This window comes from Pseudomonas sp. WPR_5_2 (genome assembly GCF_003634475.1).
In the GTDB taxonomy this organism is placed as follows: Bacteria; Pseudomonadota; Gammaproteobacteria; order Pseudomonadales; family Pseudomonadaceae; genus Aquipseudomonas; species Aquipseudomonas izuensis.
In genome coordinates this window covers 650,169-676,496 of record NZ_RBLA01000001.1, presented here as the reverse complement: position 1 = coordinate 676,496, position 26,328 = coordinate 650,169, and the positions used below count along the sequence as shown (strand labels likewise).

19 protein-coding genes are annotated in these 26,328 nt (G+C 61.4%); 8 read left to right on the top strand and 11 right to left on the bottom strand.

The genetic code is table 11. The features are described from left to right. Positions 1 to 67 precede the first annotated feature (67 nt). From BJ917_RS02930 to BJ917_RS02885, 10 genes are all read right to left on the bottom strand, one after another. Positions 68 to 1,096, bottom strand: a complete 1,029-nt coding sequence (locus BJ917_RS02930) for an HAD family phosphatase (protein WP_096511113.1) — start codon at positions 1,094 to 1,096, stop codon at positions 68 to 70. Further along, entirely contained in the window at positions 1,093 to 2,520 is a 1,428-nt protein-coding gene (locus BJ917_RS02925; RefSeq protein ID WP_096511115.1) for a BatD family protein, read from the bottom strand. The genes BJ917_RS02930 and BJ917_RS02925 overlap by 4 nt, the downstream gene beginning before the upstream one ends. Then, positions 2,517 to 4,097, bottom strand: coding sequence for a VWA domain-containing protein (locus tag BJ917_RS02920; protein WP_121101727.1), 1,581 nt, complete (start codon positions 4,095 to 4,097; stop codon positions 2,517 to 2,519). Before BJ917_RS02920 ends, BJ917_RS02925 begins: the two co-directional genes overlap by 4 nt. A gap of 1 nt (position 4,098) precedes the next feature. After that, positions 4,099 to 5,091, bottom strand: coding sequence for a VWA domain-containing protein (locus BJ917_RS02915; RefSeq protein ID WP_096511119.1), 993 nt, complete (start codon positions 5,089 to 5,091; stop codon positions 4,099 to 4,101). Next, the gene (locus BJ917_RS02910; protein WP_121101723.1) at positions 5,078 to 5,659 is read right to left on the bottom strand and encodes a DUF4381 domain-containing protein; all 582 of its coding nucleotides are present in this window, start codon (positions 5,657 to 5,659) and stop codon (positions 5,078 to 5,080) included. Before BJ917_RS02910 ends, BJ917_RS02915 begins: the two co-directional genes overlap by 14 nt. Beyond that, a complete protein-coding gene (locus BJ917_RS02905) occupies positions 5,656 to 6,591 on the bottom strand; it encodes a DUF58 domain-containing protein (RefSeq protein ID WP_121101720.1) in 936 nt (311 codons plus the stop codon). The genes BJ917_RS02910 and BJ917_RS02905 overlap by 4 nt, the downstream gene beginning before the upstream one ends. Further along, a complete protein-coding gene (locus BJ917_RS02900) occupies positions 6,588 to 7,568 on the bottom strand; it encodes a MoxR family ATPase (protein WP_096511124.1) in 981 nt (326 codons plus the stop codon). The genes BJ917_RS02905 and BJ917_RS02900 overlap by 4 nt, the downstream gene beginning before the upstream one ends. Positions 7,569 to 7,653: 85 nt before the next feature. Continuing rightward, entirely contained in the window at positions 7,654 to 9,057 is a 1,404-nt protein-coding gene (locus BJ917_RS02895; protein ID WP_096511126.1) for a DUF1254 domain-containing protein, read from the bottom strand. A 10-nt stretch (positions 9,058 to 9,067) separates the two neighbouring features. Beyond that, positions 9,068 to 9,859, bottom strand: coding sequence for a hypothetical protein (locus BJ917_RS02890; protein ID WP_121101717.1), 792 nt, complete (start codon positions 9,857 to 9,859; stop codon positions 9,068 to 9,070). Between the two features lie 382 nt (positions 9,860 to 10,241). Continuing rightward, a complete protein-coding gene (locus BJ917_RS02885) occupies positions 10,242 to 10,667 on the bottom strand; it encodes a YciI family protein (protein WP_121101714.1) in 426 nt (141 codons plus the stop codon). Between the two features lie 245 nt (positions 10,668 to 10,912). Here BJ917_RS02885 and BJ917_RS02880 point away from each other — a divergent pair, with 245 nt between their 5' ends. From BJ917_RS02880 to BJ917_RS02845, 8 genes are all read left to right on the top strand, one after another. Further along, a complete protein-coding gene (locus tag BJ917_RS02880; protein WP_121101711.1) occupies positions 10,913 to 11,356 on the top strand; it encodes a polyketide cyclase in 444 nt (147 codons plus the stop codon). Between the two features lie 210 nt (positions 11,357 to 11,566). After that, on the top strand, positions 11,567 to 12,067 hold the full coding sequence (gene tpx, locus BJ917_RS02875; RefSeq protein ID WP_096511134.1) for a thiol peroxidase: 501 nt from the start codon (positions 11,567 to 11,569) through the stop codon (positions 12,065 to 12,067). A 178-nt stretch (positions 12,068 to 12,245) separates the two neighbouring features. After that, positions 12,246 to 13,562: an MdtA/MuxA family multidrug efflux RND transporter periplasmic adaptor subunit gene (locus BJ917_RS02870; protein ID WP_096511136.1), complete on the top strand. Its 1,317-nt coding sequence runs from the start codon at positions 12,246 to 12,248 to the stop codon at positions 13,560 to 13,562. Beyond that, positions 13,559 to 16,654 carry an MdtB/MuxB family multidrug efflux RND transporter permease subunit gene (locus BJ917_RS02865; RefSeq protein WP_096511137.1) on the top strand — a complete coding sequence of 1,032 codons (3,096 nt, stop codon included), beginning with the start codon at positions 13,559 to 13,561 and terminating at the stop codon, positions 16,652 to 16,654. The genes BJ917_RS02870 and BJ917_RS02865 overlap by 4 nt, the downstream gene beginning before the upstream one ends. Positions 16,655 to 16,790: 136 nt before the next feature. Beyond that, positions 16,791 to 19,898 carry an efflux RND transporter permease subunit gene (locus BJ917_RS02860; protein WP_121101708.1) on the top strand — a complete coding sequence of 1,036 codons (3,108 nt, stop codon included), beginning with the start codon at positions 16,791 to 16,793 and terminating at the stop codon, positions 19,896 to 19,898. Further along, positions 19,895 to 21,385, top strand: coding sequence for an efflux transporter outer membrane subunit (locus BJ917_RS02855; protein WP_096511141.1), 1,491 nt, complete (start codon positions 19,895 to 19,897; stop codon positions 21,383 to 21,385). The genes BJ917_RS02860 and BJ917_RS02855 overlap by 4 nt, the downstream gene beginning before the upstream one ends. A 269-nt stretch (positions 21,386 to 21,654) precedes the next feature. Further along, positions 21,655 to 23,736, top strand: coding sequence for a bifunctional diguanylate cyclase/phosphodiesterase (locus BJ917_RS02850; RefSeq protein ID WP_121101705.1), 2,082 nt, complete (start codon positions 21,655 to 21,657; stop codon positions 23,734 to 23,736). A 222-nt stretch (positions 23,737 to 23,958) separates the two neighbouring features. Beyond that, complete coding sequence (locus tag BJ917_RS02845; RefSeq protein WP_096511145.1) at positions 23,959 to 24,705, top strand: SDR family oxidoreductase; 747 nt, start codon at positions 23,959 to 23,961, stop codon at positions 24,703 to 24,705. Positions 24,706 to 24,828: 123 nt separating this feature from the next. Here the strand turns inward: BJ917_RS02845 and mapR are convergent, their stop codons facing one another. Beyond that, positions 24,829 to 26,238 carry a GntR family transcriptional regulator MpaR gene (gene mapR / locus BJ917_RS02835; RefSeq protein WP_096511147.1) on the bottom strand — a complete coding sequence of 470 codons (1,410 nt, stop codon included), beginning with the start codon at positions 26,236 to 26,238 and terminating at the stop codon, positions 24,829 to 24,831. Positions 26,239 to 26,328 lie beyond the last annotated feature (90 nt).

Genomic DNA, 26,328 nt, shown 5'->3' with positions numbered 1-26,328 from the left:
ACTTGCTCCTTGTGCTTGCGTCGCTCGGTGCGACAAACGTTCATTGCGATCCTGCGTTACGTCTTTTTTATTGCACTTGCTCGGTAGTGGCGGCATCGAAGGGGTAGATCCGGCGCCAGTCGGCGGCCATGTCCACCACGGTCCAGCCACGGGCATTGGCTTCGTCCAACGCTTTGTCCAGGTGACCGATCTTCGATTGGCGGTCGTACGCCCATTCGCGTTTGGCGTCGGTGTGATGCACCAGGCCCATGAAGCGTTTGCCCGTCCCGGCGGCGGTCCACTGCAGCATTTGCAGGTCGCCGTCGGAGTTGCCGAAGGCCAGGATCGGTCGGCGGCCAATTACGGCGTCGATGCTTTCCGGTTTGCCTGGCCCATCGTCGTTGTGGGCCAGTTTCGGTGTGCGCAGGATCGATGCCTTGCCGTCCTGGTACGAAAAGGCCGTGACGAATGTCGTGCCGATGACCTGTTCCGGTGGGATGCCGTAGACCTTTTCGGCAAAGGCACGCATGAACCCGGTGTCGCCACCGGAGACGATGTAGGTCTTGAAGTCCAGCCTGCGCAGGTAGTCGAGCATCTCCAGCATCGGCTGGAAGATCATTTCGGTGTACGGCCTGCCGGTTTTCGGATGACGGGCCTGGCTTAGCCAGGTCTTGGCGTAGTCATCGAAGGCGTCGGTGGTCATCCCTGTGTGGGTGGCGCCGACGATTTTCAGCAGGCCCTCCATGCCGGTCGCCGCCAGGGCCTCGTGATCGTTTTCCAGCACGGCCTTGAACGGTTGGGTGGTGCTCCATTCAGGATGTTGTGGCGCGTTGCGCTTGACTTCCTCCAGCGCAAACAGCAACTCGAAGTACATCGGCTGCTCGCTCCACAGCGTGCCGTCGTTGTCGAACACGGCGATACGGTCCTCGGGTTTGACGAAATCCTTTCCGCCCTGATCGGTCACGGCCTGGACGAATTCGATGATGTTCTTTTTCGACGGGCCGTCGTTCCAGGAGGGCAGTGGCTCGGCTGCCTGGACCAGTAATGGCAGGCTCAAGGCCAGGGTCAGCAAGAACTTGAAGCCGTGATGCTGGCGGATCGATATCGAACTCGTCATGGAAAGTCCTTCTCGTAAACGGGGTTCAGTGGTCGCAGTGCGGCAGCGACTGATTCTTTGTTGTGTTCGGTCCGACTCTGTAGCGTAGCCAAGGATTGCCTGAATTGGAGCAACGCCTGATCTTTGATCGGCTCGCGGCCGTAACAGGCGCGTAACAGCGCTTGGAGCCGCGGGCCGAATGCGGTCAATTTCAGGCCTTTGCGACGGCGGCGCGTCCACAGGTAAAGGGCACTCAACTGCGGCGGCTTGCCGTCGAGCTGCGGCGGGATCTGTCGCCAGGCGTAGTCGGCGGATTCAAGCCAGGCAGCGTGACGGGCGCGGCGCCGGGCCTGCCAGCCGAGGTACGCGCGATGAATGAACGGACGCGCCAACCACACCAGCAACGCCACGCCCACAAGCAGTGCCAGCAGGCCAAAGGTCAATCCCGAGAAGTGCAGGTGGTTTTGCCGACTGAGTTTCTTCAAGTCTTCGGCGATCGAAAACACGGGTCGATAGGCGTCATTGGCCACCGCGTCAAAGTCCACGGCGGGGACTTCAGCAGTTCGGGATTGTTGGCGGCTGGCGTCCCACCATTTCAACGCGATGGGGGGCAGGCGGTGATGGCCTTCGCGGTCGATCCGGTACGTCACGCTGTCGATCCGTTGGCCGCCGGTGAAGTGACCGCGACCGTCGTCCAGGGTGCTGACCTGCGGGTTTTTCGGGTAGCGACTGAGGCCATCGACGTCGTCCAGCGTCGGTGTCGGCAACGACATGGCCAGGGCACCGTCGGCTTGCAGGGTCAACTGCCGGGTCAGGCTGTCACCGACCTGCAATGGCGCGGCCGGTTGGATGATGTTCTGGGTGAAGCGCAGCCCCTGGGCGACCAGTACCGGCTCACTGGGGTTGAAGCCCGGCGGTTGTGTCGCGACAAAGTGCAGCGGCGGGCTCTGCGCGCTCAGTTCAGCACTGGCTTGACCGGGTGTGGCGCGCACGGTCAGGGCGGGGATATCGAAACCCTGGGCCGCATTCGGTGTGATCCGGTAGCTGTAGCGCATGCCGTTGAAGGACTTGCCGTCGAGCGTCTGGTTCAGGTGTTCGGCATGGCCGTCCGGTGGCATGACCAGCGCACCCGGCAGTTTCAGGTCGGGCAGGGTGGGGGCATCGGTGAACCAGCTGTCGGTGAGGACATCGAGTTGCAATTCGACCAGGCTGCCGACCATGGGTGGGGTGGTGGGTTGCAGGGTTGCCTGGACGCGCAGTTCGGGTTCGGCGGCGAGGGTGCCGGTGGAGATCAGGCAAAGGAGCAAGGTGCCGAGTTTTGTGGCGATTGATCTGGCGCCATCGCGAGCAGGCTCGCTCCTACAGGGGATTTGTGGTGCATGCAAACACATTGTAGGAGTGAGCCTGCTCGCGATAGCCGCAACTCGGTCTATCAGACTGATCATGGGTTGGCCCCCACCTGATCCTGCAAACTGAATTTCTGCTTCAGGAACTTCGCCGGCGAGGTGCTGAGGTTCTGCAACCACTGTTCATCCGATGCGGCCTGTTGGGTCTGCACCGGTTTGCTCTGGCCCTTGCCCGGTGCCTTGTCCATTTTGATGTCGTCTGGTTTGGTTTCGGGGGCGTTCTGTTCGGCGCTTTCGGTGTCTTTCTGCAAGGCGATGGCCAAGGCGAGGTTGGCGATGGCTTCGGGGAATTGCGGCTGCAACTTCAACGCCTGGGTGTAGGCGGCGATGGCTTCGTCGAACTTGAAGCGCCGCACGTAGATGTTGCCCAGATAGAAATACGCCTGGGGCGTTTGCAGGCGCGCGAAGCTGGCCAGTGCCAGATCGAAATCGGCGGCATTGTAGGCGGCGATGCCTTTCCAGTAAGGGTCGATGAAGTGTGCCGCGGCCTGGGGAAAGTGCTCATGTTCGAAGGCCCAGCGCCCTTGCTGGTCGCGGGTGAAAAAGGCATCGGTCAACGGGTTGGCGTGTGCGGGTGCCGGTTGCAGTCCAAGGCCCAACGCCAAGAGCCATCCGGCCATCCAGTTCAGGCTCCAACCCTTGCGGACGCTGAAAAAGGCGATCAGCAACAATGGCCAGCACAGCCAGTAACCGGCGTCCTTCCAGTGGAGTTCGCGCTGTTCGTCGCTGGCGCTCTGAAAATGCGCCTGGACGTGCAACTCGACCCACGCCAGATCGTCGTTATCGGGCGTCAGGCTGCCCAGCGGTGCATCCAACGCTGATCCAAGCTTCCTGAGCGCGGCCTGATCGAAACTGCCCAGCGCCGGACGACCGTTGCTATCGGTGCGCGGCTGACCATTGGCATCGTGGATGATCGCGCCGTCCTCGTTGCCGACGGCGAGGATCAGCACTTGCAGGGCGCTGTCGTCCAGTTGTTTATCGAGGCCGTCCAGTGCCGAGGTGTCGGCGCCGTCGGTCATTAGCAGCAGCGTGCCTGGGGATTTTTCGGCGGTCAGCAGGCGTTTGGCCTGATCGATGACCGCGCCGACATTTTTCCCCGATTTGCCGATCAGGTCGGTGCTCAGGGCCTGGATAAAGGTGTCGAGCAATGCCGGGTCATCGGTGGCCGGAAGCACCAGATGTGCGCTGCCGGCGTAGGCGATCAGGGCGGTGCGCGCGCCGGCGCGACGCTGGATCAAGTCATGCAGCTTGTGCTTGGCCGCCTCCAGGCGCGTCGGTTGCACATCGGTGGCGTCCATGGACGGCGACAGGTCAATGGCGATGATCAGCGGCGCACGGTTTTCCAGAAAGTCCGGTCGGTCCTGCTCCCAGGTCGGCCCGGCGGCGGCCAGCGCGCCGAGTACCAGCAATGTGCAGACCAGGTGCACCGGGCGTAGCCAGTACCTGTCCCGTGGGGTCATCAGCAGGTGTGGCAATAAGTGCCCGGCAATATTGCTGCGCAGGCGACGTTGCAGGTCGCGGCTGTGGCGCCAGAGCAGTGGCAGTAACACCGCGAAGGGCAGCAGCAACAGCCACGGCGGACGCAGGAAGTGGAAGTCGCCGAAATTGATATCCATCTCAGGCCTCCTGCCGCTGGCGGGCCATGGACAGACGTGGACGCAGCAACGCACCCAGGTGATAGAGCGCGAGCAGCGCAATCGCCGCCCCCAATGGCCACCAGAACAGATCCTTTTTCGGTTGATGGCTGAGGGTTTTCACCTGATGTGGGGTGAGTGTGTCGAGGGTGCTATAGACCTGATCCAGCGCTGTGCGGTCTTCGGCGCGGAAGAATCTGCCACCGGTCGTTTCGGCAATCTGCTGCAGGCTCGTCAGGTTGACCCTGGCTTCACCGGCGGCATGGGGGTCGCCAATGCCGATGGTGTGAATCACCACGCCCTTGGCGGCCGCCATGGCCGCTGCATGATCCGGGGTGATGGCGCTGCTGGTGTCATTGCCATCGGTGAGCAGGATCAGGACTTTTTCCTGCTCGCGGGCCTGTTCCAGCAGTTTGAGGCTCAAGCCGATGGCATCGCCGATGGCGGTGTTGGGGCCGGCCATGCCGATACCGGTATCGTCCAGCAACAGTGACAGGCTGGCGTGATCGAGGGTCAGCGGCGCCTGCGGATACGCGCCACTGCCGAACACGATCAAGCCGAGGCGGTCCTCTTTGCGTTTGTCGATAAAGCCATGCACCACGGCCTTCACGGCGGCCAGACGATTGATTTTCCGGCCATTGGTGTCGGTGAAATCGGTGGTTTGCATGGATTGGGAGAGGTCGATGGCCAGCATCAGGTCGCGCACCGGTTGCTGGCGCTCGATGGGCTTTTCCAGGTACACCGGCCGGGCCGCTGCCAGCAGCAACAGCAGCCACACCAACAGATTCAGCAGCAACTGCCAACGGTTGTTGCGTGCGCCGGCCTGACTCGGCGCCTGGCCGACCGCGCGACTCATGGCCGCAAAAAACGGCACCCGCACCGCGCTGCGTGCCTCGCGGTAGTCGGGCAGGTAGCGATAGCCGAACCACGGCAACGGCAGCAGCAGTAACAACCAGGGGTAATCAAGCTGCCACATGATGGTGCTCTATCCAGTGTTTGCAGGTGTCGAACAGCTGTTGGCGTTGTTCGGGGGGAAGGGCCTGAAGGGTGGCGTCCGGGGCGTAGGCGAGTTGGGCGAGCTGTTGGCTGAAATCGGTGGGTAAGGGTTGCTTGCAGTGTTGCTGCAGGAAAGTTTGCCAATCCTCTTTCCCGAGCGCAGCAGGACCCTGTGGGAGCAAGGCTTGCCCGCGATGAACGATAACGCGGTTTACCTGAAGGACCGCACCGTCTGCATCGCGGGCAAGCCTTGCTCCCACAGGTACGGTGTTGGGCATGGAGAGGGCGGTGCGCTTTAGCAGTTCCGGAAGTTCGCGCAGCGCACTCAAGTCATCACTGCGCAGCTGCAACTGCGCCAACCGCACCAACGCCTCACGCCGGTAACGATCACGGCGCCATTGCCAATATCGCCGGGCGGCGGTGATGAGTGCGGTCGATACCAGCAGACTCAGCAACACCCACCAACCCCAGGTCTGCGGCGCATAACTGACCGGTGCGGGCAGTGCGATTTCCTTGAGTTGCTCGATGCCCGGAATGTTGGGATTCATCGCCGCGCCCCAGCCATCTTGCCCAATTCGGCACGCAACTGTTCGTGCGCGTCGGTGGCGGTGCTGAACATCATCAGCGGCACCTGGCTGCGCCGCAGTAGCGTGGCAACGTCCTTGAGCCGACCACTGAGAAAGTCGCCCAACGGCTGGTGAACGTGCCGACGCTCCACCGCCAGTTCCACCTGCAATTGGCCCTGGGTGATCAGCAAGCGGCCATTTTTCGGCAGGTTCAGCGCTAGAGGATCGTAGACCTGCATGGCGATCACATCGTTGTGCGCCGCCAGTTGCCGCATCAGCTGCAAGGTGCGCTCGCCGGCACCGGCAAAGTCGCTGACGATACAGATCAAGTGATCGTGTCCCGCCAGGGCCAGGCATTGCTGCAATACCTTGTCGAGCTGGTCCTGACCTTCGGCATCCGGGTTGGCGGCGTTCAGTGCCTGGTTCTGCTGGACGATGCGGCTGCACAGCGCTTCGATCCGCTTGCGGCTGCGTAGCGGTGCGATGCTGTCGATGCGCTGGTCGTTGAACACCAGCCCGCCGACCCGATCCCCGGCGTTGAACACCATCCACGCCGCCAGGGCACCCAGTTCGGCGGCGAGGGCGGATTTGAAGCTGCGTTGCGAGCCGAAGAACATGCTCATGCGCTGGTCCACCAGGATCAATGCCGGGCGGTCGCGCTCTTCGGTGAAGGTGCGCACCACCGGTTTGCCGGTGCGCAGCGACGCGCGCCAATCGAGGTGACGCAAATCGTCGCCGGGTTGATAGCGGCGCAACTCATCGAAGTTCAAGCCGCGGCCACGCAGGCGTGAGGCATGGTTGCCGGCGAGGATGCTGCCCTGGGGCTGACGGGCGACAAAACTCAGGTCATGAGTCTTGAACGCCAGGGCCATTAGCTGCGCCAGAGAGACATAGACCAGGCCATCGGCATTCATGCAGGAATCGCCACTTTATCGAGCAAACGGTCGAGCACCTGATCGGCGCTCACGCCGTCGGCCACCGCGTCGTAGCTCAATTGCAGGCGATGGCGCAGCACCGGGTGCACCACGGCGCGCACGTTGTCCGGCGAGACGAAATCCTGACCCTGCAACCACGCATCGGCGCGGGCGCAGCGGTCCAGGCCGATACCGCCGCGCGGGCTGGCGCCGATGGCGATCCAGCGAGCGAGGTCGGCGTCGTAATCGGCCGGGTGCCGCGTGGCGTTGATCAGATCGATCAGGTAGCGGTCGATGGCTGCGGACACGTGCACCGCGCTGACTTCCCGGCGCGCAGCGAAGATCACATCCTGGACCAGTGCAAAGCCCTGTACCGCAGCAGCCTTGGCACCGAGTGCCTGTTCTTCTTCACGCAACAGTCGCAGTACCTGGCTTTCGTTTTCGGCGCTTGGGTAATCGAGCAGCACTTTCATCAGAAAACGGTCCATTTGCGCTTCCGGCAGCGGGTAGGTGCCTTCCTGCTCGATGGGGTTCTGGGTGGCGACCACGATGAACAGCTCCGGCAGCGCATGGCTGTTGCCGGCCACGGTGATCTGGCGTTCTTCCATGGCTTCGAGCAATGCCGCCTGGACCTTGGCCGGGGCACGGTTGATTTCGTCGGCCAGGATCAGGTTGCCGAACAAGGGACCCGGCTGGAACCGGATCTCGTGTTTGCCATCGACCTGATGCAGCACCTCGGCGCCAGTGATGTCGGACGGCAACAGGTCCGGCGTGAACTGGATGCGGCTCATCTTCGCGTCCAGATGTTTGGCCAGCGCCTTCACGGTGCGGGTCTTGGCCAGCCCCGGCAGACTCTCCAGCAGCAAGTGCCCGTTGGCCAACAGGCCGAGGAGGATTTGCCGAATCACCTGATCCTGGCCGAGCACGGCTTCGGCGATGCTGGCTTGCAGGGCGTTGAGGTCATTGAGTGCGGTCATGCTGTCTCCAGGTAAAACGCCAATGTCGGGCGGCGCTGAAACCGTTGCTCTCGGACCTGGCCATGGCTGAATCCGTCTGTTGGTTTTACGGGGCTGCAGGGGTCAAAAGCGGCATGTTCCATTGACCGCTGGCGACTTCCGGTTTAGGCAGGTACAGGCGCAGCACGCTGTAGAACGGCCCGTTGGGTGCCGGCAACCAGTTGCTTTGCAAATCCTTGGCCGGGGCCTTGCTCTGCAGATAGAGGGTCAGGCCGCCGTCGGCGTCGAGCTTGAGGTCTGGCAGCATGGGCGAGTTGATCAGGTAGCGGTTGAGCGGGTTGGCTACCAGCAGTTTGTTCCTGGCGTTGTACATGGTCAGCGACCAGAACGCCTCGGCCGGGGGCAGGGCGTCTTTGTCGAAATGCAGGGTGTAGTCATGTTTTGAGGCGTCGAGCGGCTGTTCATCCTTGTCGACGAAGTAACTGATGTAATTCGCCTCCTCGGCGGAGTTGCCGAAGATGCCCAGGTTGGCGCCGGCGTAGCGGTACAGGTAATTGCCCTTGAGGTGATCGCGGGTGCCGAAGAAGTCGCCGCTGGTGACTTCGTGGGTATCGATCCTGGTTTTCTTGAAATCGGCGAATTGCGCCTTGGCGTCGCTGATGCCGTCTTCGAGGGCCTTGCGCTGATCGGCGCTCAACTTGACGAGATTGAACGGTTTACCCGCTTCGATGCCGATGGTCTTGAAACGGGCGAGCAGATCCTTTTCCACGTCCTGGGCCGGTGCGAATGCCAACATGAAATTCAGGTAGCGGAACAGGTCCGGGGTGTCGCTCATGTTCGGCTCGGGTTTGGGCCAGTCGATTTTCGCGGCGGCCGGTGGCGCCTTGTGCTTGTCGAAGTGGCTTAGGGTTTCAGCCTTGTAGCCTTTCTGGATCTGCTTGACCTTGGCCAGGTCCTTGTCATCGAACAGTTGTGTGCGGTAAAGCGCATAGGCGATGTCGGTTTCACTGCGCAGCAGCCGGTCGATGTTCTGGGGTTGCTGACCTTGCCAGTGGGGGCCTGCGATCATGAAATGACCGCCATTGTTGCCGGTGCTGCGGGTCCCCAGGTAAGCGAAGTTCTGCGTGTAGGCGTCGATCAATTGCACCGAGTAATAACGGTGCTCCTCGATGGGCGGCAATGTGAGGACCAGTGGCTCGGCACGCAGGTCCATCCAGACGAATGAGTAAGGCGTGTCCGCGTTGGGCGTGACGAACGCCGTATCCCTGGCGGTGAAGGCCTTGGCGGTGTTGCCGATCTGGTTGAGCGGCGCCTTGAAGTTCGGGCCTTTCTTGTCCACGGCCTGTGCGTAGAGGGTTTTGTACATCTCCACCACCGGAAAGCCGTAAAGGTAGGCCTCCTTGGCGATGCTCCGGGCTTCTTCCGGGGTGGCGGTGAAGTCGGCCCCTACGCCGCAACTGACAAACATCGTCATCAGGCCGAAGCCAGCTGTGCGAACTGCGATGTGCATGGCGGTGTCCTTATTTTCCAAAGGTGACGTTGAGGCCAGCGAACAGCGTGAATCTCGGCAAGCCTTTGCCTTTGTGGTCGACAGTCCATTGCGGTTCGATAAAGGCATTGAGGATATTAGGCCCGTCTTTCCAGACTTTGCCGCCACCCAAACCGAGTGGGATGTAGTGGGTGTCGTTTTTCAGGTCATAGGTCCAGGTGCCGGTTGATCGCACGTACCAGCCGTGTTCCAGGTTTTGAATGATGAAAGGTTGCAACGTGGCGGTTTCAACCTGTTCGCGGTCGCTGTCGCCGGCGAACGAACGCTGGTATTGCACCAATGCGCCCAGCAGGCCGCGAGGCGAGGCGTCTATGGCCACGGCGGCGAATCCGGCCTGCCACTTGCCCGTGCCGAGTTCGTCCTTGTCGGCAAACGGCACAGTGATCTGTGGGCCGATGCCCAACTGCACGCCGTCGGTCTTGAGCAGGAAAATATCGAACAGGTTCAGATCACCTTCACCGGTGCTGTAGCCGCCGTCCGGATCGGGACGCGTGCTGATCGGCGCGGTGGCGCGCAGCAACTGCGGCACACCGATGAAGTCATTGGGCGCAATCGGCAGCGTGCCGCGCACAAACAGGTCATTGGAATGGATATTGGAGTCTTGATACTTCGGGGTGTAGTAATCCTGCAGGTTCATCCCCGGATCGAGATTCAGCGGGTTGTTGCTCTTGTTGGCGGTCTCGGCGTTGTCCGCACAGGCACTGATGAATGGTGCGAATGAAGTCGCCAGAAGACAGGCGTGCATCCCCATTTTGTTCAACATGATTCCCCGATTCCCTGGTGGCTCATTTTGGACAACTCGGCACTTGGCGGCCGTTAAGACGTAATCTCTTTGCTATCAAGGCTGTAGGACACGTCTCTTGAAGCTAGCAGCTAAATCCGGGTTAGCCAGCCGAGGGGATTGATTCTTTATTTTTGAGTACTAGAAGGTTAATGCGTACACAGCAGGCTGAGCGGGTGTGTTTAAAGACGCATTCGCGGGCAAGCCTCGCTCCTACAGATGCTGATCACCTGTAGGAGCGAGGCTTGCCCGCGAACAACGATGGCGCGGTATTCCTGAAGAAACTTCGGTGACTAAGGCGGATCAAGCTTATCCACCCGTAGGCGAGTTTCAGCAGGGTGTGGTTGTCGATATCGGGAAATACTCAACACTTTTTACCCTGCCCAAACGCCCGCTCTTCCTGCTCCCGCAATTCCGGTGTGAGCTCCGCGCCAAAATCCTCCATCTCGAACACCTGGCGAATCTCGATCTCCGCCTCAGTGCCCGGCATCGGGTTCGGGCAGCGCTTGACCCATTCGATGGCTTCTTCCTTCGACTTCACCTGCCACAACCAATAACCGGCGATCAGTTCCTTGGTTTCGGCGAAGGGGCCGTCGATCACCGTGCGTTTGTCGCCGGAGAAGCGCACACGGGCGCCTTTGCTGCTGGGTTGCAGGCCTTCGCCGGCGAGGAGGATGCCGGCCTTGGCCAGTTCTTCGTTGTAGTTGCCCATGGCGGTCAGCAGATCGGTGCTGGGCATGATGCCGGCTTCGGAGTCCTGGCTGGCTTTGATGATGATCATGAAGCGCATGGTGTTTTCTCCATTGGATTTGAATGACTCACTTATAGTCGAATGATCAACAGCTGAATCGACAATGCTGTTACAGAAAGTCGTAACAAATTACGTGATGCTTTCTGTAGGAGCCGGCTGGCTGGCGAACGCAGCAACGCGGTCCGACTGACACACCGTCTTCGCTGCGATGCGGTGGCCCGACAAGCCAGCTCCTGCATCGGGTGGTAGTCTGTGAGCCCCTGGCCAATGGAATGCCATCATTCATGCCCGTTCTGGAACTCACCACGCTTATCCCCCATCGCACGCCCAGGGAAGTCCTCGACTTCTGCCTGGAAGGCGTGAACTTCCCGAAGATCTTCCCCGAACGCATCACACCGCTGAGCGAGGTCGACCTGAATGATCTGCGCATCGAAGCAGGGCGGCAGTTCCGCTTTCGGCACTGGATGTTCAACTTCATTCCTTCGAATTGGACGGTGGTGATCCGCGAGGTCGGCGATGGTCATTTCGTGGATGAAATGCTCAAGGGGCCGATGCGTGCCTTTCGTCATGAACACCGGGTGGCGGTGGGAGAGGGGGGTACGCTGTATACCGATCGGGTGACGTATTCGGCGATTGGCGGTGCATTGAGCGAGGCGGTGCTGGTGAACGGCTATATGCGACGGATTTTCGCGGCGCGGCATCGCAATATGTTGCGGTTGTTGGCTTGAACCAGACCTTGTGGGAGCGAGCCTGCTCGCGAATGCGGTTCGACATTCACCGATGACTTGCCTGGCACACCGCTTTCGCGAGCAGGCTCGCTCTCACAGGGGATCGGGGGGCTTGCAAGTTTTGTATTCGCAGTAGGTCGCCGATCAATTTCGTGGTTAACTTCGGCCTCTTCAAGATTCTCCACAACAACGTTCAGAAGGACTCCGTTCATGGCTCAAGTGACTCTTAAAGGCAACCCGGTTCAAGTCAACGGCCAGTTGCCTCAAGCCGGTTCCAAGGCGCCAGCCTTTTCCCTGGTTGCCGGCAATCTGTCCGACGTTACCCTGAAGGACTTCGCCGGCAAGCGCAAAGTGCTGAACATCTTCCCAAGCATCGACACCCCGACCTGCGCCACTTCGGTGCGCAAGTTCAACGCCCAGGCCAATGATGTCGCCAACACCGTGGTGCTGTGCATCTCCGCTGACCTGCCGTTCGCCCAGGCTCGCTTCTGCGGTGCCGAAGGCCTGGAAAACGTCCAGAACCTGTCGACCCTGCGCGGTGCCGAGTTCATCCAGAACTACGGCGTGGCCATCGCCGACGGCCCGCTCAAAGGCCTGACCGCCCGTGCCGTGGTCGTTCTGGACGAGAACGACAAGGTGCTGCACAGCGAACTGGTCAGTGAAATCGGTCAGGAACCGAACTACGAAGCAGCACTCGCTGTCTTGAAATAAGTAAAGTTTTACAATTGTTAACGGCCTGGCCCTGTCCAGGCCGTTTTCATTTGTGTTTCAGTATCTTGGATAAATCTCCTGTTACGTAAGCCAAAGGTAAATTGCCGGTAAAGGCGCTTTGCTTAAACCCCGCCAGTGCTTATCGTTCTGTCTTATGTAAAAGAAGCCCTCGCGCCCAATGGTTGATCACTCAATGCAATCCTCCGCTTCCCGTAGTCCCCGTCGCTGGCTGTTTGGCCTGCTTGTCCTGTTGGTCATCGCTGCCCTGTGCTGGAAGTTCTGGCCCGGTGGTGCTGCGCCGAAAGAAGGCGCGCAGCCGAAAGCCGTGGCCGGGCACACTGGCAGGTCAGGCGCGATGCGTCCGGGGTTCGGCGGTGCAACGGGGCCGGTTCCGGTACGGGTAGCGCCGGCGGTCAAGGGTGATTTCCCGCTGTATTACAAGGCATTGGGCACGGTCACAGCGTTGAATACCATCAATGTGCGCAGCCGTGTCGGCGGTGAGCTGGTGAAGATCTATTTCGAAGAAGGGCAGATGGTCAAGGCGGGCGACCTGCTGGCTGAAATCGACCCGCGCCCTTACCAGAACGCCTTGCTCCAGGCCGAAGGCACCTTGCTGCAGAATCAGGCGCAGTTGAAAAACGCCCAGGTGGATGTGGAGCGATATACCGGGCTCTACAAGGAAGACAGCATCGCCAAACAGACCCTGGACACCGCCATCGCGCTGGTCGGCCAATTCCAGGGCACGGTCAAGACCAATCAGGCGGCGGTAAATGACGCCAAGCTCAATCTCGAATTCACCAAGATCCGTGCGCCAATCGCCGGACGCGTTGGCCTGCGCCAGCTCGACGTCGGCAACCTGGTCGCGGCCAACGACACCACGGCGCTGGCGATCATCACCCAGACCCAGCCGATCAGCGTGGCCTTCACCTTGCCGGAAAGCAGCCTCGACACGGTGCTCGCGCGTTATCGCAGTGGTGCCAGATTGCCTGCCGAGGCCTGGGACCGCGGTGACACCAAGCTGCAAGCCACCGGCGTACTGCAGAGCCTGGACAACCAGATCGACGTCACCACCGGCACCCTGAAGTTCAAGGCACGTTACGACAACCGTGACCAGTCGCTGTTCCCCAACCAGTTCGTCAACGTGCGCCTGCTGGCCGACACCCTCAAGGACGTGGTCCTCGCACCGTCCGCCGCGATCCAGTTCGGAACCAACGGCACGTTCGTCTATGCCCTGGACGGCGACAAGAAGGTCAAGATTCGCCAGCTGAAAATCGGCGCCAGCGATGGTACCAACACGGTGGTCACTGAAGGCCTTGCTGCCGGTGATCGCGTGGTGCTGGAAGGCACTGACCGCCTGAAGGACGGTAGCGACGTGGAGGTGGTCAACAACCCTCAGGACGTGCCGACAAACCCCGCCGGGCATCTGCAAGGCAAATCGGCGGCCAATTCCACTGAGCCGGCGCCTGCCGACAAGGCGAAAAAGGGCGGCGCATGAATCTCTCGCGGCTGTTCATCCTTCGCCCGGTAGCGACCACCCTGAGCATGCTGGCCATTATTCTGGCCGGCGTCATCGCCTATCGATTGCTGCCGGTGTCGGCATTGCCTCAGGTCGATTACCCGACCATTCGGGTCATGACCCTCTATCCCGGCGCCAGCCCGGATGTGATGACCAGCGCCGTGACCGCGCCGCTCGAGCGGCAGTTCGGGCAGATGCCCGGCCTGACCCAGATGGCTTCGACCAGTTCCGGCGGCGCCTCGGTGCTGACCCTGCGTTTCAGCCTCGACATCAACATGGATGTTGCCGAGCAGCAGGTGCAGGCCGCGATCAACGCCGCGACCAACCTGTTGCCCAAGGACCTGCCGGCGCCACCGGTGTACAACAAGGTCAACCCGGCCGATACGCCGGTGCTGACGCTGGCCATTACTTCCAAGACCATGTTGCTGCCCAAGCTCAACGATCTGGTCGATACGCGCATGGCGCAGAAAATCGCCCAGATCAGCGGCGTCGGCATGGTCAGCATTGCCGGCGGCCAGCGTCAGGCGGTGCGGATCAAGGTCAACCCTGAGGCTCTGGCGGCCAACGGCCTGAACCTGTCGGACGTGCGCACCCTGATCGGTGCTTCCAACGTCAACCAGCCCAAGGGCAACTTCGATGGCCCGACCCGGGTGTCGATGCTCGACGCAAACGATCAACTGACTTCACCCGCGGACTACGCCAACCTGATCCTGGCCTACGCCAATGGCGCACCGCTGCGGCTCAAGGACGTGGCCGAGATCGTCGATGGCGCCGAAAACGAGCGACTGGCGGCCTGGGCCAATGAAAACCAGGCGGTGCTGCTGAACATCCAGCGTCAACCGGGTGCCAACGTCATCGAAGTGGTGGACCGGATCAAGGCCTTGCTGCCGAGTATCACCGACAACCTGCCGGCCGGTCTCGACGTCGTCGTACTGACTGACCGCACCCAGACCATCCGCGCCTCGGTCAAGGACGTGCAGCATGAATTGCTGATCGCCATCGCCCTGGTGGTGATGGTGACGTTCCTGTTCCTGCGTCGGGCCAGTGCCACGATCATTCCGTCGGTGGCCGTGCCGTTGTCGCTGATCGGTACCTTCGGCGTGATGTACCTCGCCGGTTTCTCGGTCAACAACCTGACCCTGATGGCCCTGACCATCGCCACCGGTTTCGTGGTGGACGATGCCATCGTGATGCTGGAGAACATTTCCCGGTTTATTGAAGAGGGCGACAGCCCGCTGAACGCAGCGCTCAAAGGCGCCAAGCAGATCGGGTTCACCCTGATCTCACTGACGTTGTCATTGATTGCGGTGCTGATCCCGCTGCTGTTCATGGCGGATGTGGTCGGGCGGTTGTTCCGCGAATTTGCCATCACCCTGGCAGTGGCGATCCTGATTTCCCTGGTGGTGTCCCTGACCCTGACGCCGATGATGTGCGCGCGGCTGCTCAAGCGCGAACCGAAGGAAGGCGAACAGGGACGTTTCTACCGCGCCAGCGGCGCGGCCATTGACTGGATGATCGCCGCCTACGGGCGCAAGTTGCAGTGGGTACTCAAGCACCAGCCGCTGACCTTGATGGTGGCCATTGGCACTTTGGCGCTGACGGTATTCCTGTACATGGTGGTGCCCAAGGGCTTCTTCCCGGTGCAGGACACCGGCGTTATCCAGGGCATTTCCGAGGCCCCGCAGTCGATTTCCTTCGCCGCCATGAGCGAGCGCCAGCAAGAACTCGCCAAGGTGATTCTGGCCGACCCCGCCGTCGAAAGCCTGTCCTCCTACATTGGCGTGGATGGCGACAACTCGACCCTCAACAGCGGTCGATTGCTGATCAACCTCAAGTCGCACCACGACCGCGACCTGAGCGCAACGCAAGTGATTGCCCGCCTGCAACCGGAACTGGACAAGCTGGTGGGCATCCGCCTGTTCATGCAGCCGGTGCAGGACCTGACCATCGAGGACCGGGTCAGCCGCACGCAGTACCAGTTCAGCATGTCGTCGCCGGATTCGGAGCTGTTGAGCCTGTGGAGCGGGCGTCTGGTCGAAGCCCTGGCGGACCGCCCGGAACTGACCGACGTTGCCAGCGACTTGCAGGACAAGGGCTTGCAGGTCTATCTGGTGATCGACCGCGATGCTGCATCCCGGGTCGGGGTGTCGGTGTCGAACATTACCGATGCGCTGTATGACGCCTTTGGCCAGCGGCAGATCTCCACCATCTACACCCAGGCCAGCCAGTACCGCGTGGTGCTGCAATCACAGTCCGGCGAGAAGATCGGCCCGCAGGCGCTGGACCAGATACACGTCAAGACCACCGATGGCGGTCAGGTGCGCCTGTCCAGCCTGGCGCATATCGAAGAACGCCAGGCGCAACTGGCGATCACCCATATCGGCCAGTTCCCGGCGGTGATGATGTCGTTCAACCTGGCGCCCGGCGTGGCGCTGGGGCATGCGGTGCAGATCATCGAACAGGTGCAGAAGGACATCGGCATGCCGATTGGCGTGCAGACCCAGTTCCAGGGGGCGGCGCAGGCCTTCCAGGCCTCGCTGTCGAGCACCTTGCTGCTGATTCTGGCGGCGGTGGTGACCATGTACATCGTGCTGGGCGTGCTGTACGAGAGCTACATTCACCCGATCACCATTCTATCCACCTTGCCCTCGGCGGCGGTCGGCGCCTTGCTGGCACTGATTCTCAGCGGCAATGACCTGGGGATGATTGCCATCATCGGCATCATCCTGCTGATCGGCATCGTGAAGAAGAACGCGATCATGATGATCGACTTCGCCCTCGACGCTGAGCGCAATCAGGGCATGGACCCGCAAACGGCGATTTATCAGGCCGCTTTGCTGCGCTTCCGGCCGATCCTGATGACCACCCTGGCCGCGTTGTTTGGTGCGGTGCCGCTGATGCTCGCCACTGGTTCCGGGGCGGAACTGCGCCAGCCGCTGGGTCTGGTGATGGTCGGCGGCTTGCTGGTCAGCCAGATCCTGACGTTGTTCACCACCCCGGTGATTTACCTGTACTTCGACCGTCTCGGTCGCCGTTTCGGCAAGTCCAAAGCCGAAGAGGTGGCGGTGTGAAAGTGTTGAACCGTAGACACTGTGGGAGCGAGCCTGCTCGCGATTGCGGTGGATCAGCCTCCATCCATGTCGGATGTGCAGGCCTCATCGCGAGCAGGCTCGCTCCTAAAGGGATTGGTGCAGGGAGGGAGGGGCGATGAACCTTTCCGGTCCTTTCATCAAACGACCGGTGGCAACCATGCTACTGAGCCTGGCGATCATGCTGCTCGGTGGCGTGAGCTTCGGCCTGCTGCCGGTGTCGCCGCTGCCGCAAATGGACTTCCCGGTGATCGTGGTCCAGGCCAGTCTGCCCGGAGCGAGTCCCGAAGTGATGGCCTCCACGGTGGCGACACCGCTGGAGCGTTCATTCGGCGCCATCGCCGGGGTCAACACCATGAGCAGTCGCTCCAGCCAGGGCTCGACCCGGGTGATTCTGCAGTTCGACCTGGACCGCGACATCAATGGCGCGGCGCGGGAAGTGCAGGCGGCGATCAATGCCTCGCGCAACCTGCTGCCCAGCGGGATGCGCAGCATGCCGACCTACAAGAAGGTCAACCCGTCCCAGGCGCCGATCATGGTGCTGTCGCTGACCTCGGATGTGCTGGAAAAAGGCCAGCTCTATGACCTGGCCTCGACCATCCTGTCCCAGAGCCTGTCGCAAGTGCAGGGCGTGGGTGAAGTGCAGATCGGCGGTAGCTCATTGCCGGCGGTGCGCATCGAGCTCGAACCCCAGGCGCTCAACCAGTACGGCGTGGCGCTGGACGATGTACGCAATACCATTGCCAATGCCAACGTGCGCCGGCCCAAGGGTTCGGTGGAAGATGGCCAGCGGCTGTGGCAGGTGCAAGCCAACGATCAACTGGAAAAGGCCAAGGATTACGAGTCGCTGATCATCCACTACGCGGATGGCGCAGCCCTGCGCCTGAAGGACGTGGCCAAGGTCAGCGATGGCGTCGAGGACCGTTACAACAGCGGCTTTTTCAACGACGATTCGGCGGTGCTGCTGGTGATCAACCGGCAGGCGGGCGCCAACATCATCGAGACGGTCAACGAGATCAAGGCGCAGTTGCCGGCGTTGCAGGCGGTGCTGCCGGCCAGCGTCAAACTGAACCTGGCCATGGACCGTTCGCCGGTGATCAAAGCGACGTTGCACGAAGCGGAAATGACCTTGTTGATCGCCGTAGCCCTGGTGATCCTGGTGGTGTTCCTGTTCCTCGGTAATTTCCGCGCCTCGTTGATCCCGACCCTGGCGGTGCCAGTGTCGCTGGTGGGCACCTTTGCGGTGATGTACCTCTACGGTTTTTCGCTGAACAACCTGTCGCTGATGGCGTTGATCCTCGCCACCGGGCTGGTGGTGGATGACGCCATCGTGGTGCTGGAGAACATCTCGCGGCACATCGACGAAGGTATCAAGCCGATGAAGGCGGCCTATCTCGGTGCCCAGGAGGTGGGTTTCACCTTGCTGTCGATGAACGTGTCGCTGGTGGCGGTGTTCCTGTCGATCCTGTTTATGGGCGGGATCATCGAGAGCCTGTTCCGCGAGTTTTCCATCACCCTGGCGGCGGCCATCGTGGTGTCGCTGGTGGTCTCGCTGACACTGACCCCGATGCTCTGCGCCCGCTGGCTCAAGCCGCATACGCCAGGCCAGGAAAATCGCCTGCAACGCTGGAGCCGGCGCGCCAACGAGTGGATGGTCGGAAAATATGCGACCAGCCTCGACTGGGTGCTGCGCCATCGACGACTGACCTTGCTGAGCCTGATCGTGACTGTCGGCGTCAACATTGCGCTGTATGTCGTTGTTCCTAAGACATTTTTACCTCAGCAGGATACCGGGCAACTGATCGGCTTCGTGCGCGGCGACGACGGCCTGTCGTTCAGCGTGATGCAACCGAAAATGGAAACCTTTCGCCGTGCCGTGCTCAAGGATGACGCCGTGGAAAGCGTTGCCGGCTTCATCGGTGGCACCAACGGCACCAATAACGCTTTCATGCTGGTGCGTCTCAAGCCGATCAAGGAACGCAATATTTCCGCGCAAAAGGTCATCGAACGCCTGCGCAAGGAAATGCCCAAGGTCGCGGGCGCGCAGCTGATGCTGATGGCGGATCAGGACCTGCAATTCGGTGGTGGTCGCGAACAGACCACGTCGCAGTATTCCTACATCCTGCAAAGCGCCGATCTTGGCGAGCTGCGAGAGTGGTATCCGAAAGTCGTCGCTGCACTGAAGGCCTTGCCGGAGTTGACGGCCATTGATGCCCGTGAAGGCCGCGGCGCCCAACAAGTCACGTTGATTGTCGATCGTGACCAGGCCAAGCGCCTGGGGGTGGACATGAGCATGGTCACGGCGGTGCTGAACAATGCGTACAGCCAGCGGCAGATTTCGACCATTTACGACAGCCTCAACCAGTATCAGGTGGTGATGGAGGTCAATCCGAAATACGCCCAGGACCCGATCACCCTCAAGCAGGTTCAGGTGATTACTGCCGCCGGTGCACGGATTCCACTGTCGACCATCGCTCACTACGAAAACAGCCTGGAAGACGACCGGGTCAGCCACGAAGGCCAGTTCGCCTCCGAAAGTATCTCCTTCGACATGGCCGAAGGCGTCACGGTGGAGCAGGGCACGGCGGCCATCGAGCGGGCGATTGCCAGACTCGGGATGCCGGAAGACGTGATCGTGAAAATGGCCGGCACCGCCGATGCCTTCGCCGCGACCCAGAAAAGCCAGCCATGGATGATTCTGGGGGCGTTGGTGGCGGTCTATCTGGTGCTCGGTGTGCTGTATGAAAGCTACATTCATCCGCTGACCATTCTCTCGACCTTGCCGTCGGCGGGGGTCGGCGCGTTGCTGTCGATTTATGCCCTGGGCGGCGAGTTCAGCCTGATTTCGTTGCTTGGGCTGTTCCTGCTGATCGGCGTGGTGAAGAAGAACGCCATCCTGATGATCGACCTGGCCTTGCAGCTTGAGCGCCAGCAAGGCATGGCACCGCTGGAGTCTATCCGCAACGCCTGCCTGCAACGGTTGCGGCCGATCCTGATGACCACCCTGGCGGCGATCCTCGGTGCCTTGCCGCTGCTGCTGAGCCGCGCCGAAGGGGCGGAAATGCGCCAGCCGCTGGGCCTGACCATCATTGGCGGGCTGATCTTCAGCCAGGTGCTGACCCTCTACACCACCCCGGTGGTTTACCTCTATCTCGACAAACTGCGCCATCGCTTCAACCACTGGCGTGGGGTGCGTACCGATGCTGCTCTGGAAACTCCGCTATGACTGACCGTTCGCTGTTCAACCTGGCTACACCGCTGGCCGCATCGTTGATTAAGGCCCGAGGCTCGCGGTTGCTGAGCCTGTCGCTGTGCGCGGCGATGCTCAGTGCCTGCGCCATCGGCCCGGATTATCAGCGTCCGCAAACCGCGGAGCCGGCGCAGTACAAGGAAGCGGCCGGCTGGCGCCAGGCCAATCCGAGCGATTCCCTGGCCCGCGGTGCCTGGTGGGAGCTGTATGGCGACCGGCAACTCAATGGCCTGATCGAAAAGCTCAATAGCGCTAACCAGACGGTTGCCCAGACCGAGGCGCAATACCGCCAGGCCCAGGCCCTGGTCAAAAGTGCCCGGGGCGCGTTTTTCCCGACGGTGGACCTGACCGCCGGGAAAACCCGTTCCGGCAAGGGCACCGGCAGCAGCAGTTCAAGCCTGAGCAGTTCTTCGAGCGGCATCCGCAACACCTACACGGCGCAGGCCGGCGTGAGTTGGGAGGCTGATGTCTGGGGCAAATTGCGCCGTGGCCTCGAAGCCGACACGGCCAATGCCGAGGCCAGCTACGCCGATCTGGCGGCGATACGTCTGAGCCAGCAGTCGGAACTGGTGCAGAACTACCTGCAATTGCGGGTCATCGATGAGCAGAAGCGGTTGCTGGAAGCGACTGTCGAGGCCTACCAGCGTTCGCTGAAAATGACCGAAAACCAGTACCGCGCCGGCGTTTCCGGCAAGGATGCCGTGGCCCAGGCGCAGACTCAGCTCAAGAGCACTGAGGCGGACCTGGTCGATCTGATCTGGCAACGGGCCCAGTTCGAAAATGCCATCGCCGTGCTGATCGGTCTGGCGCCGGCCGAGTTCAAGCTGGCTGAAACCGACGAAATTCCGCCCCTGCCGGAGGTGCCGCTGAGCCTGCCTTCGCAACTGCTGGAACGGCGACCGGACATTGCCTCGGCGGAGCGTTCGGTGATCGCCGCCAATGCCAACATCGGCGTGGCCAAGGCCGCCTATTATCCGGACCTGACCCTGAGTCTGAACGGCGGTTACAGCAGCAGTACGTCGAAGGACCTGTTCAGCTTGCCCAACCGCTTCTGGTCGGTGGGCCCGCAACTGGCCATGACCGTGTTCGACGGCGGGCAGCGCTCGGCGGAGGTTGATCGCAGCGAAGCGGCCTATGACGAAACCGTCGCCAAATACCGCCAGACCGTGCTCGACGGTTTCCGTGAAGTGGAAAACTTTCTGGTGCAGCTCAAGGTGCTGGAGAACGAAGCCGTCGTGAGGCAACAGGCGCTGGATGCGGCCCGTGAATCGTTGCGCCTGACCCAGAACCAGTACAAGGCCGGGGTGATTGCCTATCTGGATGTGGTGGTGGTTCAAGCGGCGGCATTGAACAACGAGCGCAGTGCGCTGGATCTGTTGCAGAGCCGTTTGATCGCCAGCGTGCAGTTGATTGCGGCGCTGGGTGGCGGGTGGGATGGGCACCTCGAACACGAAAGCGACTGACCCCGACCCCGTAGGAGCAAAGCTTGCTCGCGATTGCGGTATAACAGTCAGCATCAATGTTGAATGTCAGTCCGTCATCGCGAGCAAGCTTTGCTCCCACAGGAGTTAGGTGCCGCGATAGAGCGTCTACGGTCAATCAAACAAGCGTTTCATCGGCCTGATGGCTAAATGATTACTTTTTCAGTGCGTTCAATGGCGGAATCAGTACAATCGCCCGATTTGCCCCACCGAGAAAGGAAGCAGTACGGGGGGCGGTGGCGAGACGTCTTATGCTCATCGGTAGTTATTCCCCCACGCTGGTAATTATCTCGCTGTGTGTAGCGATACTCGCTTCATACACTGCGCTCGACCTGACCGGGCGCATTGCCACCGCCAAGGGGCGTGCCGTGCATCTATGGACGGCGGGCGGTGCTTTCGCCATGGGCGTCGGCGTATGGTCGATGCATTTTATCGGCATGCTCGCGTTCAAACTGCCGATCGACCTTGGCTACGATGTCTCCCTTACGCTGCTGTCGCTGTTGATCGGTATCCTGTCCTGCGGCTTCGCCCTGTGGCTGGTCAGCCAGCCGCAATTGCCGGCCTTTCAGCTGGCGTTCGGGGCACTGGCCATGGGCGCGGGAATCAGCGCCATGCATTACACCGGCATGGCAGCCATGCGCATGCAACCCGGTATCGATTACGACCCCACGCTCTTCAGCGCTTCGTTGCTCATTGCGGTCGGCGCGTCCGGGGCGGCGCTATGGATCGCGTTCCATCTGCGTCAGCACACGCCCCATGTACGGCTGATCCGCGGCGGTGCGGCGGTGATCATGGGCATTGCCATCGTCGGCATGCACTACACCGGCATGGCGGCGGCACGCTTTCCCGATGGCAGTTTTTGTGGCGCGGCCAGCAACGGTCTGAACGGCAACGGCCTGGACAACCTGGTGTTGATCACCACCCTGGCCGTGCTGAGCATCGCCTTGCTGACCTCGATCCTCGATGCGCGGCTCGAAGCCCGCACCGCCAGCCTGGCCTTGTCACTGACCGAGGCTAACCGCGAATTGACCCAACTGGCCTTGCACGACACGCTGACCGGCCTGCCCAATCGCGTGCTGCTGGCCGACCGCATCGATCAGGCGATGTCCAGAGTGGACGCCGAGGGTGGTTGTTTTGCGTTGATGTTCATCGATCTGGATGGCTTCAAGCCGGTCAATGATGCGTTCGGGCACCACATGGGCGATCAGCTGTTGCGTGAAGTCAGCCTGCGTCTGCGCGAGGAACTGCGCAGCCAGGACACCTTGGCGCGTATCGGCGGCGATGAGTTCGTGCTGCTGGTGCAACTGAGCGAGCAGAATGACGCGATGAACCTGGCGGCGCGGCAGGTCGGGTTGATTGCGCGTTCGTTCCGCGTCGCCGAACACGATTTGCAAATCTCCGCCAGTGTCGGCATTGCGCTCTACCCTGGAAACGGCCAGACCGCCCATGAACTGCTGATGAACGCCGACGCCGCGATGTATCACGCCAAGGGCGGGGGCAAGAACGGCTACAGCTTCTTCGATGCCTCGATGAACGGTAACGCACGCAAGCAGCTGCAACTGCTGCAAGACCTGCGCAACGCCGTTGAACAACAGCAGTTCAGTCTGTATTACCAGCCCAAGTTCGACGCCAACAACGGTCAACCCGTCGGCGCCGAAGCCTTGTTGCGCTGGGAACACCCGACCCAGGGCATGCTGCTGCCGGACAAGTTCATTGAGCTGGCGGAGAAGTCCGGGCTGATCATTCCGATCGGTGACTGGGTGCTCAACGAAGCCTGCCGGCAGATGCGTGAATGGTACGTGTTGGGCTACACCGACTGGCGGATCGCGGTGAACCTTTCGGCGTTGCAGTTCTGCCATGTCGGTCTGGTGCAGAGCGTCGCCAAGGCGCTGGCCACGCACAAGCTGCCGGCCAACAGCCTGACCCTGGAAATCACCGAGACCACCGCCATGAGCGATGCCGATGCCAGTATGACGGTCCTGCAGGAACTGTCGGAAATGGGCGTCGACCTGTCCATCGATGACTTCGGTACCGGCTATTCGAGCCTGATGTACCTCAAGCGCCTGCCGGCCAACGAACTGAAAATCGACCGTGGCTTCGTGCGTGACCTGGAACGTGACAGCGATGATGCCGCCATCGTTTCCGCCATTGTTGCCCTGGGCCAGGCGCTGGGCCTGCGGATCGTCGCTGAAGGTGTGGAAACCGATGTCCAGCAGGACTTCCTGACCCAGCTCGGTTGCAACTCGTTGCAGGGCTACCTGCTCGGGCATCCCTTGCCGGCTGACCGTTTCATGGTGGAAATTCACCGTTCGGAGCAGTTGGCGCTGGCCTGACAGACCGCGTTATCGTTCATCGCTGTAGGAGCGAGCTTGCTCGCGAAAAACCCGAGGGCGCCGCTGGGCATCTGGTTTTACGCATTATCGTTCACGTCCATCGCGAGCTAGCTCGCTCCTACAGGGAAGGCGTCGGCAAAGTCACCACCGCTTCATGCAAAAACCAAAAAGCCCGGTTATTCTTCCCCCCGACCGCTTACGCTTGAAACGGGGAAAGCCTGCATGGAAAAAGTCATCGTCATCACCGGCGGCAGTCGCGGCATCGGTGCCGCCACAGCCCTGTTGGCCGCAGAACTTGGTTATCGGATCTGCATCAACTACCAGTCTGATGAAGAGGCGGCGCAACGGGTGCTGGAGCAAGTCCGTGCCCTGGGTGCGCAAGCCATTGCGGTGCGCGCCGATGTCAGCATCGAAGACGAGGTGATCGCGCTGTTCAACCGGGTGGACACCGAACTGGGCCGGGTCACGGCGCTGGTGAATAACGCCGGCACCGTGGGGCACAAGTCCCGGGTCGACGAAATGTCCGAATTCCGCATTCTGAAAATCCTCAAGACCAACGTGCTGGCGCCGGTACTCTGCGCCAAGCACGCGATCCTGCGCATGTCGCCCAAGCACGGCGGGCAGGGTGGCAGCATCGTCAACGTTTCCTCGGTCGCCGCGCGCCTGGGTTCGCCCAATGAGTATGTCGACTACGCCGCCTCCAAGGGCGCGCTCGACACCTTCACCATTGGCTTGTCCAAGGAAGTGGCGGGCGAGGGGATTCGCGTCAATGCGGTGCGTCCGGGTTACATCTACACCGACTTCCATGCGCTGAGCGGCGATCCGGATCGGGTCAGCAAGCTGGAATCGGCAATCCCCATGGCCCGTGGCGGGCGACCGGATGAAGTGGCCGAGGCGATTGTGTGGTTGTTATCGGACAAGGCGTCCTATGCGACCGGGACTTTTGTTGATCTCGGGGGCGGGCGGTAGGACTCCAGGTTTGCATGGCTGCATCTGGCCTATTCGCGAGCAGGCTCGCTCCCACAGTTGACCGCTTGCCCCTGTGGGAGCGAGCCTGCTCGCGATTGCGATCTATCAAGCGACAAAGAACCCTCAGAACGACCGCACAATCCGCCCCAACGTCTCCATCGCCTTTTCCGCCGCTTCGTCCCATGGGCTGCCGTAATTCAACCGGATGCAATTCCTGAAGCGTCGGGTCGGTGAGAAAATCGGCCCGGGTGCGATGCTGATGCCTTGCGCCAGTGCCATCTGGAACAACTTCAACGAATCCATCTGCGCCGGCAGCTCCAGCCACAGGAAGTAACCGCCGGCCGGTTGGCTGACGCGGGTGTCCGCCGGGAAATATCGGGCGATGGCCGACAGCATGGCACTTTGCTGTTCTTCCAGGGCATAGCGCAGCTTGCGCAGGTGCCGATCATAGCCGCCGTGTTGCAAGTAATCGGCGATGGCGGCCTGGGCCGGCATGGACGCGCACAGCGACGTCATAAGCTTCAAACGTTCGATTTTCTGCGCATAGCGCCCGGCGGCAACCCAGCCGACGCGGTAGCCAGGGGCCAGGCTCTTGGCGAAAGAGCCGCAGTGCATCACCAGCCCTTCGGTATCGAATGCCTTGGCCGGCTTCGGCGCCTGTTGGCCGTAATAGAGTTCGGCGTAGACATCGTCCTCGATCAGCGGCACCTGATGACGGCGCAACAGCTCGACAAGCTCCTGCTTCTTGGCCTCGGGCATGGTCGCGCCCATGGGGTTCTGGAAACTGGTCATGCACCAGCAGGCCTTGATCGGATGGCGTTCAAGGGTTTGCGCCAGGACACCGAGGTCGATGCCGTCACGCGGGTGCACCGGGATTTCCACGGCCTTGAGCTTCAGCCGCTCCAGAATTTGCAGGCAGGCATAGAACGCCGGGGCTTCGATGGCCACCAGGTCGCCGGGTTGGGTCACGGCTTGCAAACACAGGTTCAGCGCTTCCAGGGCGCCGTTGGTGATCAGCAGTTCTTCCATTGGCAGCATGAGCCCGCCGACCATGTAGCGCAGGGCAATTTGCCGGCGCAGTTGCGGGTTGCCCGGCGACATGTCGGTAACCACCATGCGCGGGTCCATTTCGCGGCTGGCGCTGGCCAGTGAGCGCGACAGCCGTTGCAGCGGAAACAGGGTAGGGCTGGGGAACGCCGAGCCGAAGGGCACGGTGTTCGGGTCCTTGATCGAGTCGAGAACCGAGAACACCAGTTCGCTGACGTCGACCTCGGTCGATTCATTGACCTGGCTGCTGATCACCGGCTCGGAAAACGGCCGTGGTGCATGGGCGTTGACGAAGTAACCGGAGCGCGGGCGGGCGCGGATCAGGCCACGGCGTTCGAGCAGGTAATAGGCCTGGAACACCGTGGACGGGCTGACCCCGTAGGTCTGGCTGGCATAGCGCACCGACGGCACGCGCTGGCCGGGGCCGAGGACGCCGGAGCGGATCAGTTCAGCGATGTCGTCGGCGAATTTTTCGTAGCGTTTCATCTTTGGTCCGGATTGATTTCATTCTGGAAGACCGAGTTGCCTTCATTCGCGAGCAGGCTCGCTCCCACAAGGGCAGCGCATTTCCTGTGG

Coding starts and splice junctions, on each gene's coding strand:
- BJ917_RS02855 (WP_096511141.1), top strand. CDS start 19,895: ATGACTGACCGTTCGCTGTTCAACCTGGCTACACCGCTGGCCGCATCG.
- tpx (WP_096511134.1), top strand. CDS start 11,567: ATGGCTCAAGTGACTCTTAAAGGCAACCCGGTTCAAGTCAACGGCCAG.
- BJ917_RS02870 (WP_096511136.1), top strand. CDS start 12,246: ATGGTTGATCACTCAATGCAATCCTCCGCTTCCCGTAGTCCCCGTCGC.
- BJ917_RS02865 (WP_096511137.1), top strand. CDS start 13,559: ATGAATCTCTCGCGGCTGTTCATCCTTCGCCCGGTAGCGACCACCCTG.
- BJ917_RS02905 (WP_121101720.1), bottom strand. CDS start 6,591: ATGAATGCCGATGGCCTGGTCTATGTCTCTCTGGCGCAGCTAATGGCC.
- BJ917_RS02910 (WP_121101723.1), bottom strand. CDS start 5,659: ATGAATCCCAACATTCCGGGCATCGAGCAACTCAAGGAAATCGCACTG.
- BJ917_RS02890 (WP_121101717.1), bottom strand. CDS start 9,859: ATGTTGAACAAAATGGGGATGCACGCCTGTCTTCTGGCGACTTCATTC.
- mapR (WP_096511147.1), bottom strand. CDS start 26,238: ATGAAACGCTACGAAAAATTCGCCGACGACATCGCTGAACTGATCCGC.
- BJ917_RS02845 (WP_096511145.1), top strand. CDS start 23,959: ATGGAAAAAGTCATCGTCATCACCGGCGGCAGTCGCGGCATCGGTGCC.
- BJ917_RS02885 (WP_121101714.1), bottom strand. CDS start 10,667: ATGCGCTTCATGATCATCATCAAAGCCAGCCAGGACTCCGAAGCCGGC.
- BJ917_RS02925 (WP_096511115.1), bottom strand. CDS start 2,520: ATGATCAGTCTGATAGACCGAGTTGCGGCTATCGCGAGCAGGCTCACT.
- BJ917_RS02850 (WP_121101705.1), top strand. CDS start 21,655: ATGCTCATCGGTAGTTATTCCCCCACGCTGGTAATTATCTCGCTGTGT.
- BJ917_RS02900 (WP_096511124.1), bottom strand. CDS start 7,568: ATGACCGCACTCAATGACCTCAACGCCCTGCAAGCCAGCATCGCCGAA.
- BJ917_RS02930 (WP_096511113.1), bottom strand. CDS start 1,096: ATGACGAGTTCGATATCGATCCGCCAGCATCACGGCTTCAAGTTCTTG.
- BJ917_RS02895 (WP_096511126.1), bottom strand. CDS start 9,057: ATGCACATCGCAGTTCGCACAGCTGGCTTCGGCCTGATGACGATGTTT.
- BJ917_RS02880 (WP_121101711.1), top strand. CDS start 10,913: ATGCCCGTTCTGGAACTCACCACGCTTATCCCCCATCGCACGCCCAGG.
- BJ917_RS02920 (WP_121101727.1), bottom strand. CDS start 4,097: ATGGATATCAATTTCGGCGACTTCCACTTCCTGCGTCCGCCGTGGCTG.
- BJ917_RS02860 (WP_121101708.1), top strand. CDS start 16,791: ATGAACCTTTCCGGTCCTTTCATCAAACGACCGGTGGCAACCATGCTA.
- BJ917_RS02915 (WP_096511119.1), bottom strand. CDS start 5,091: ATGTGGCAGCTTGATTACCCCTGGTTGTTACTGCTGCTGCCGTTGCCG.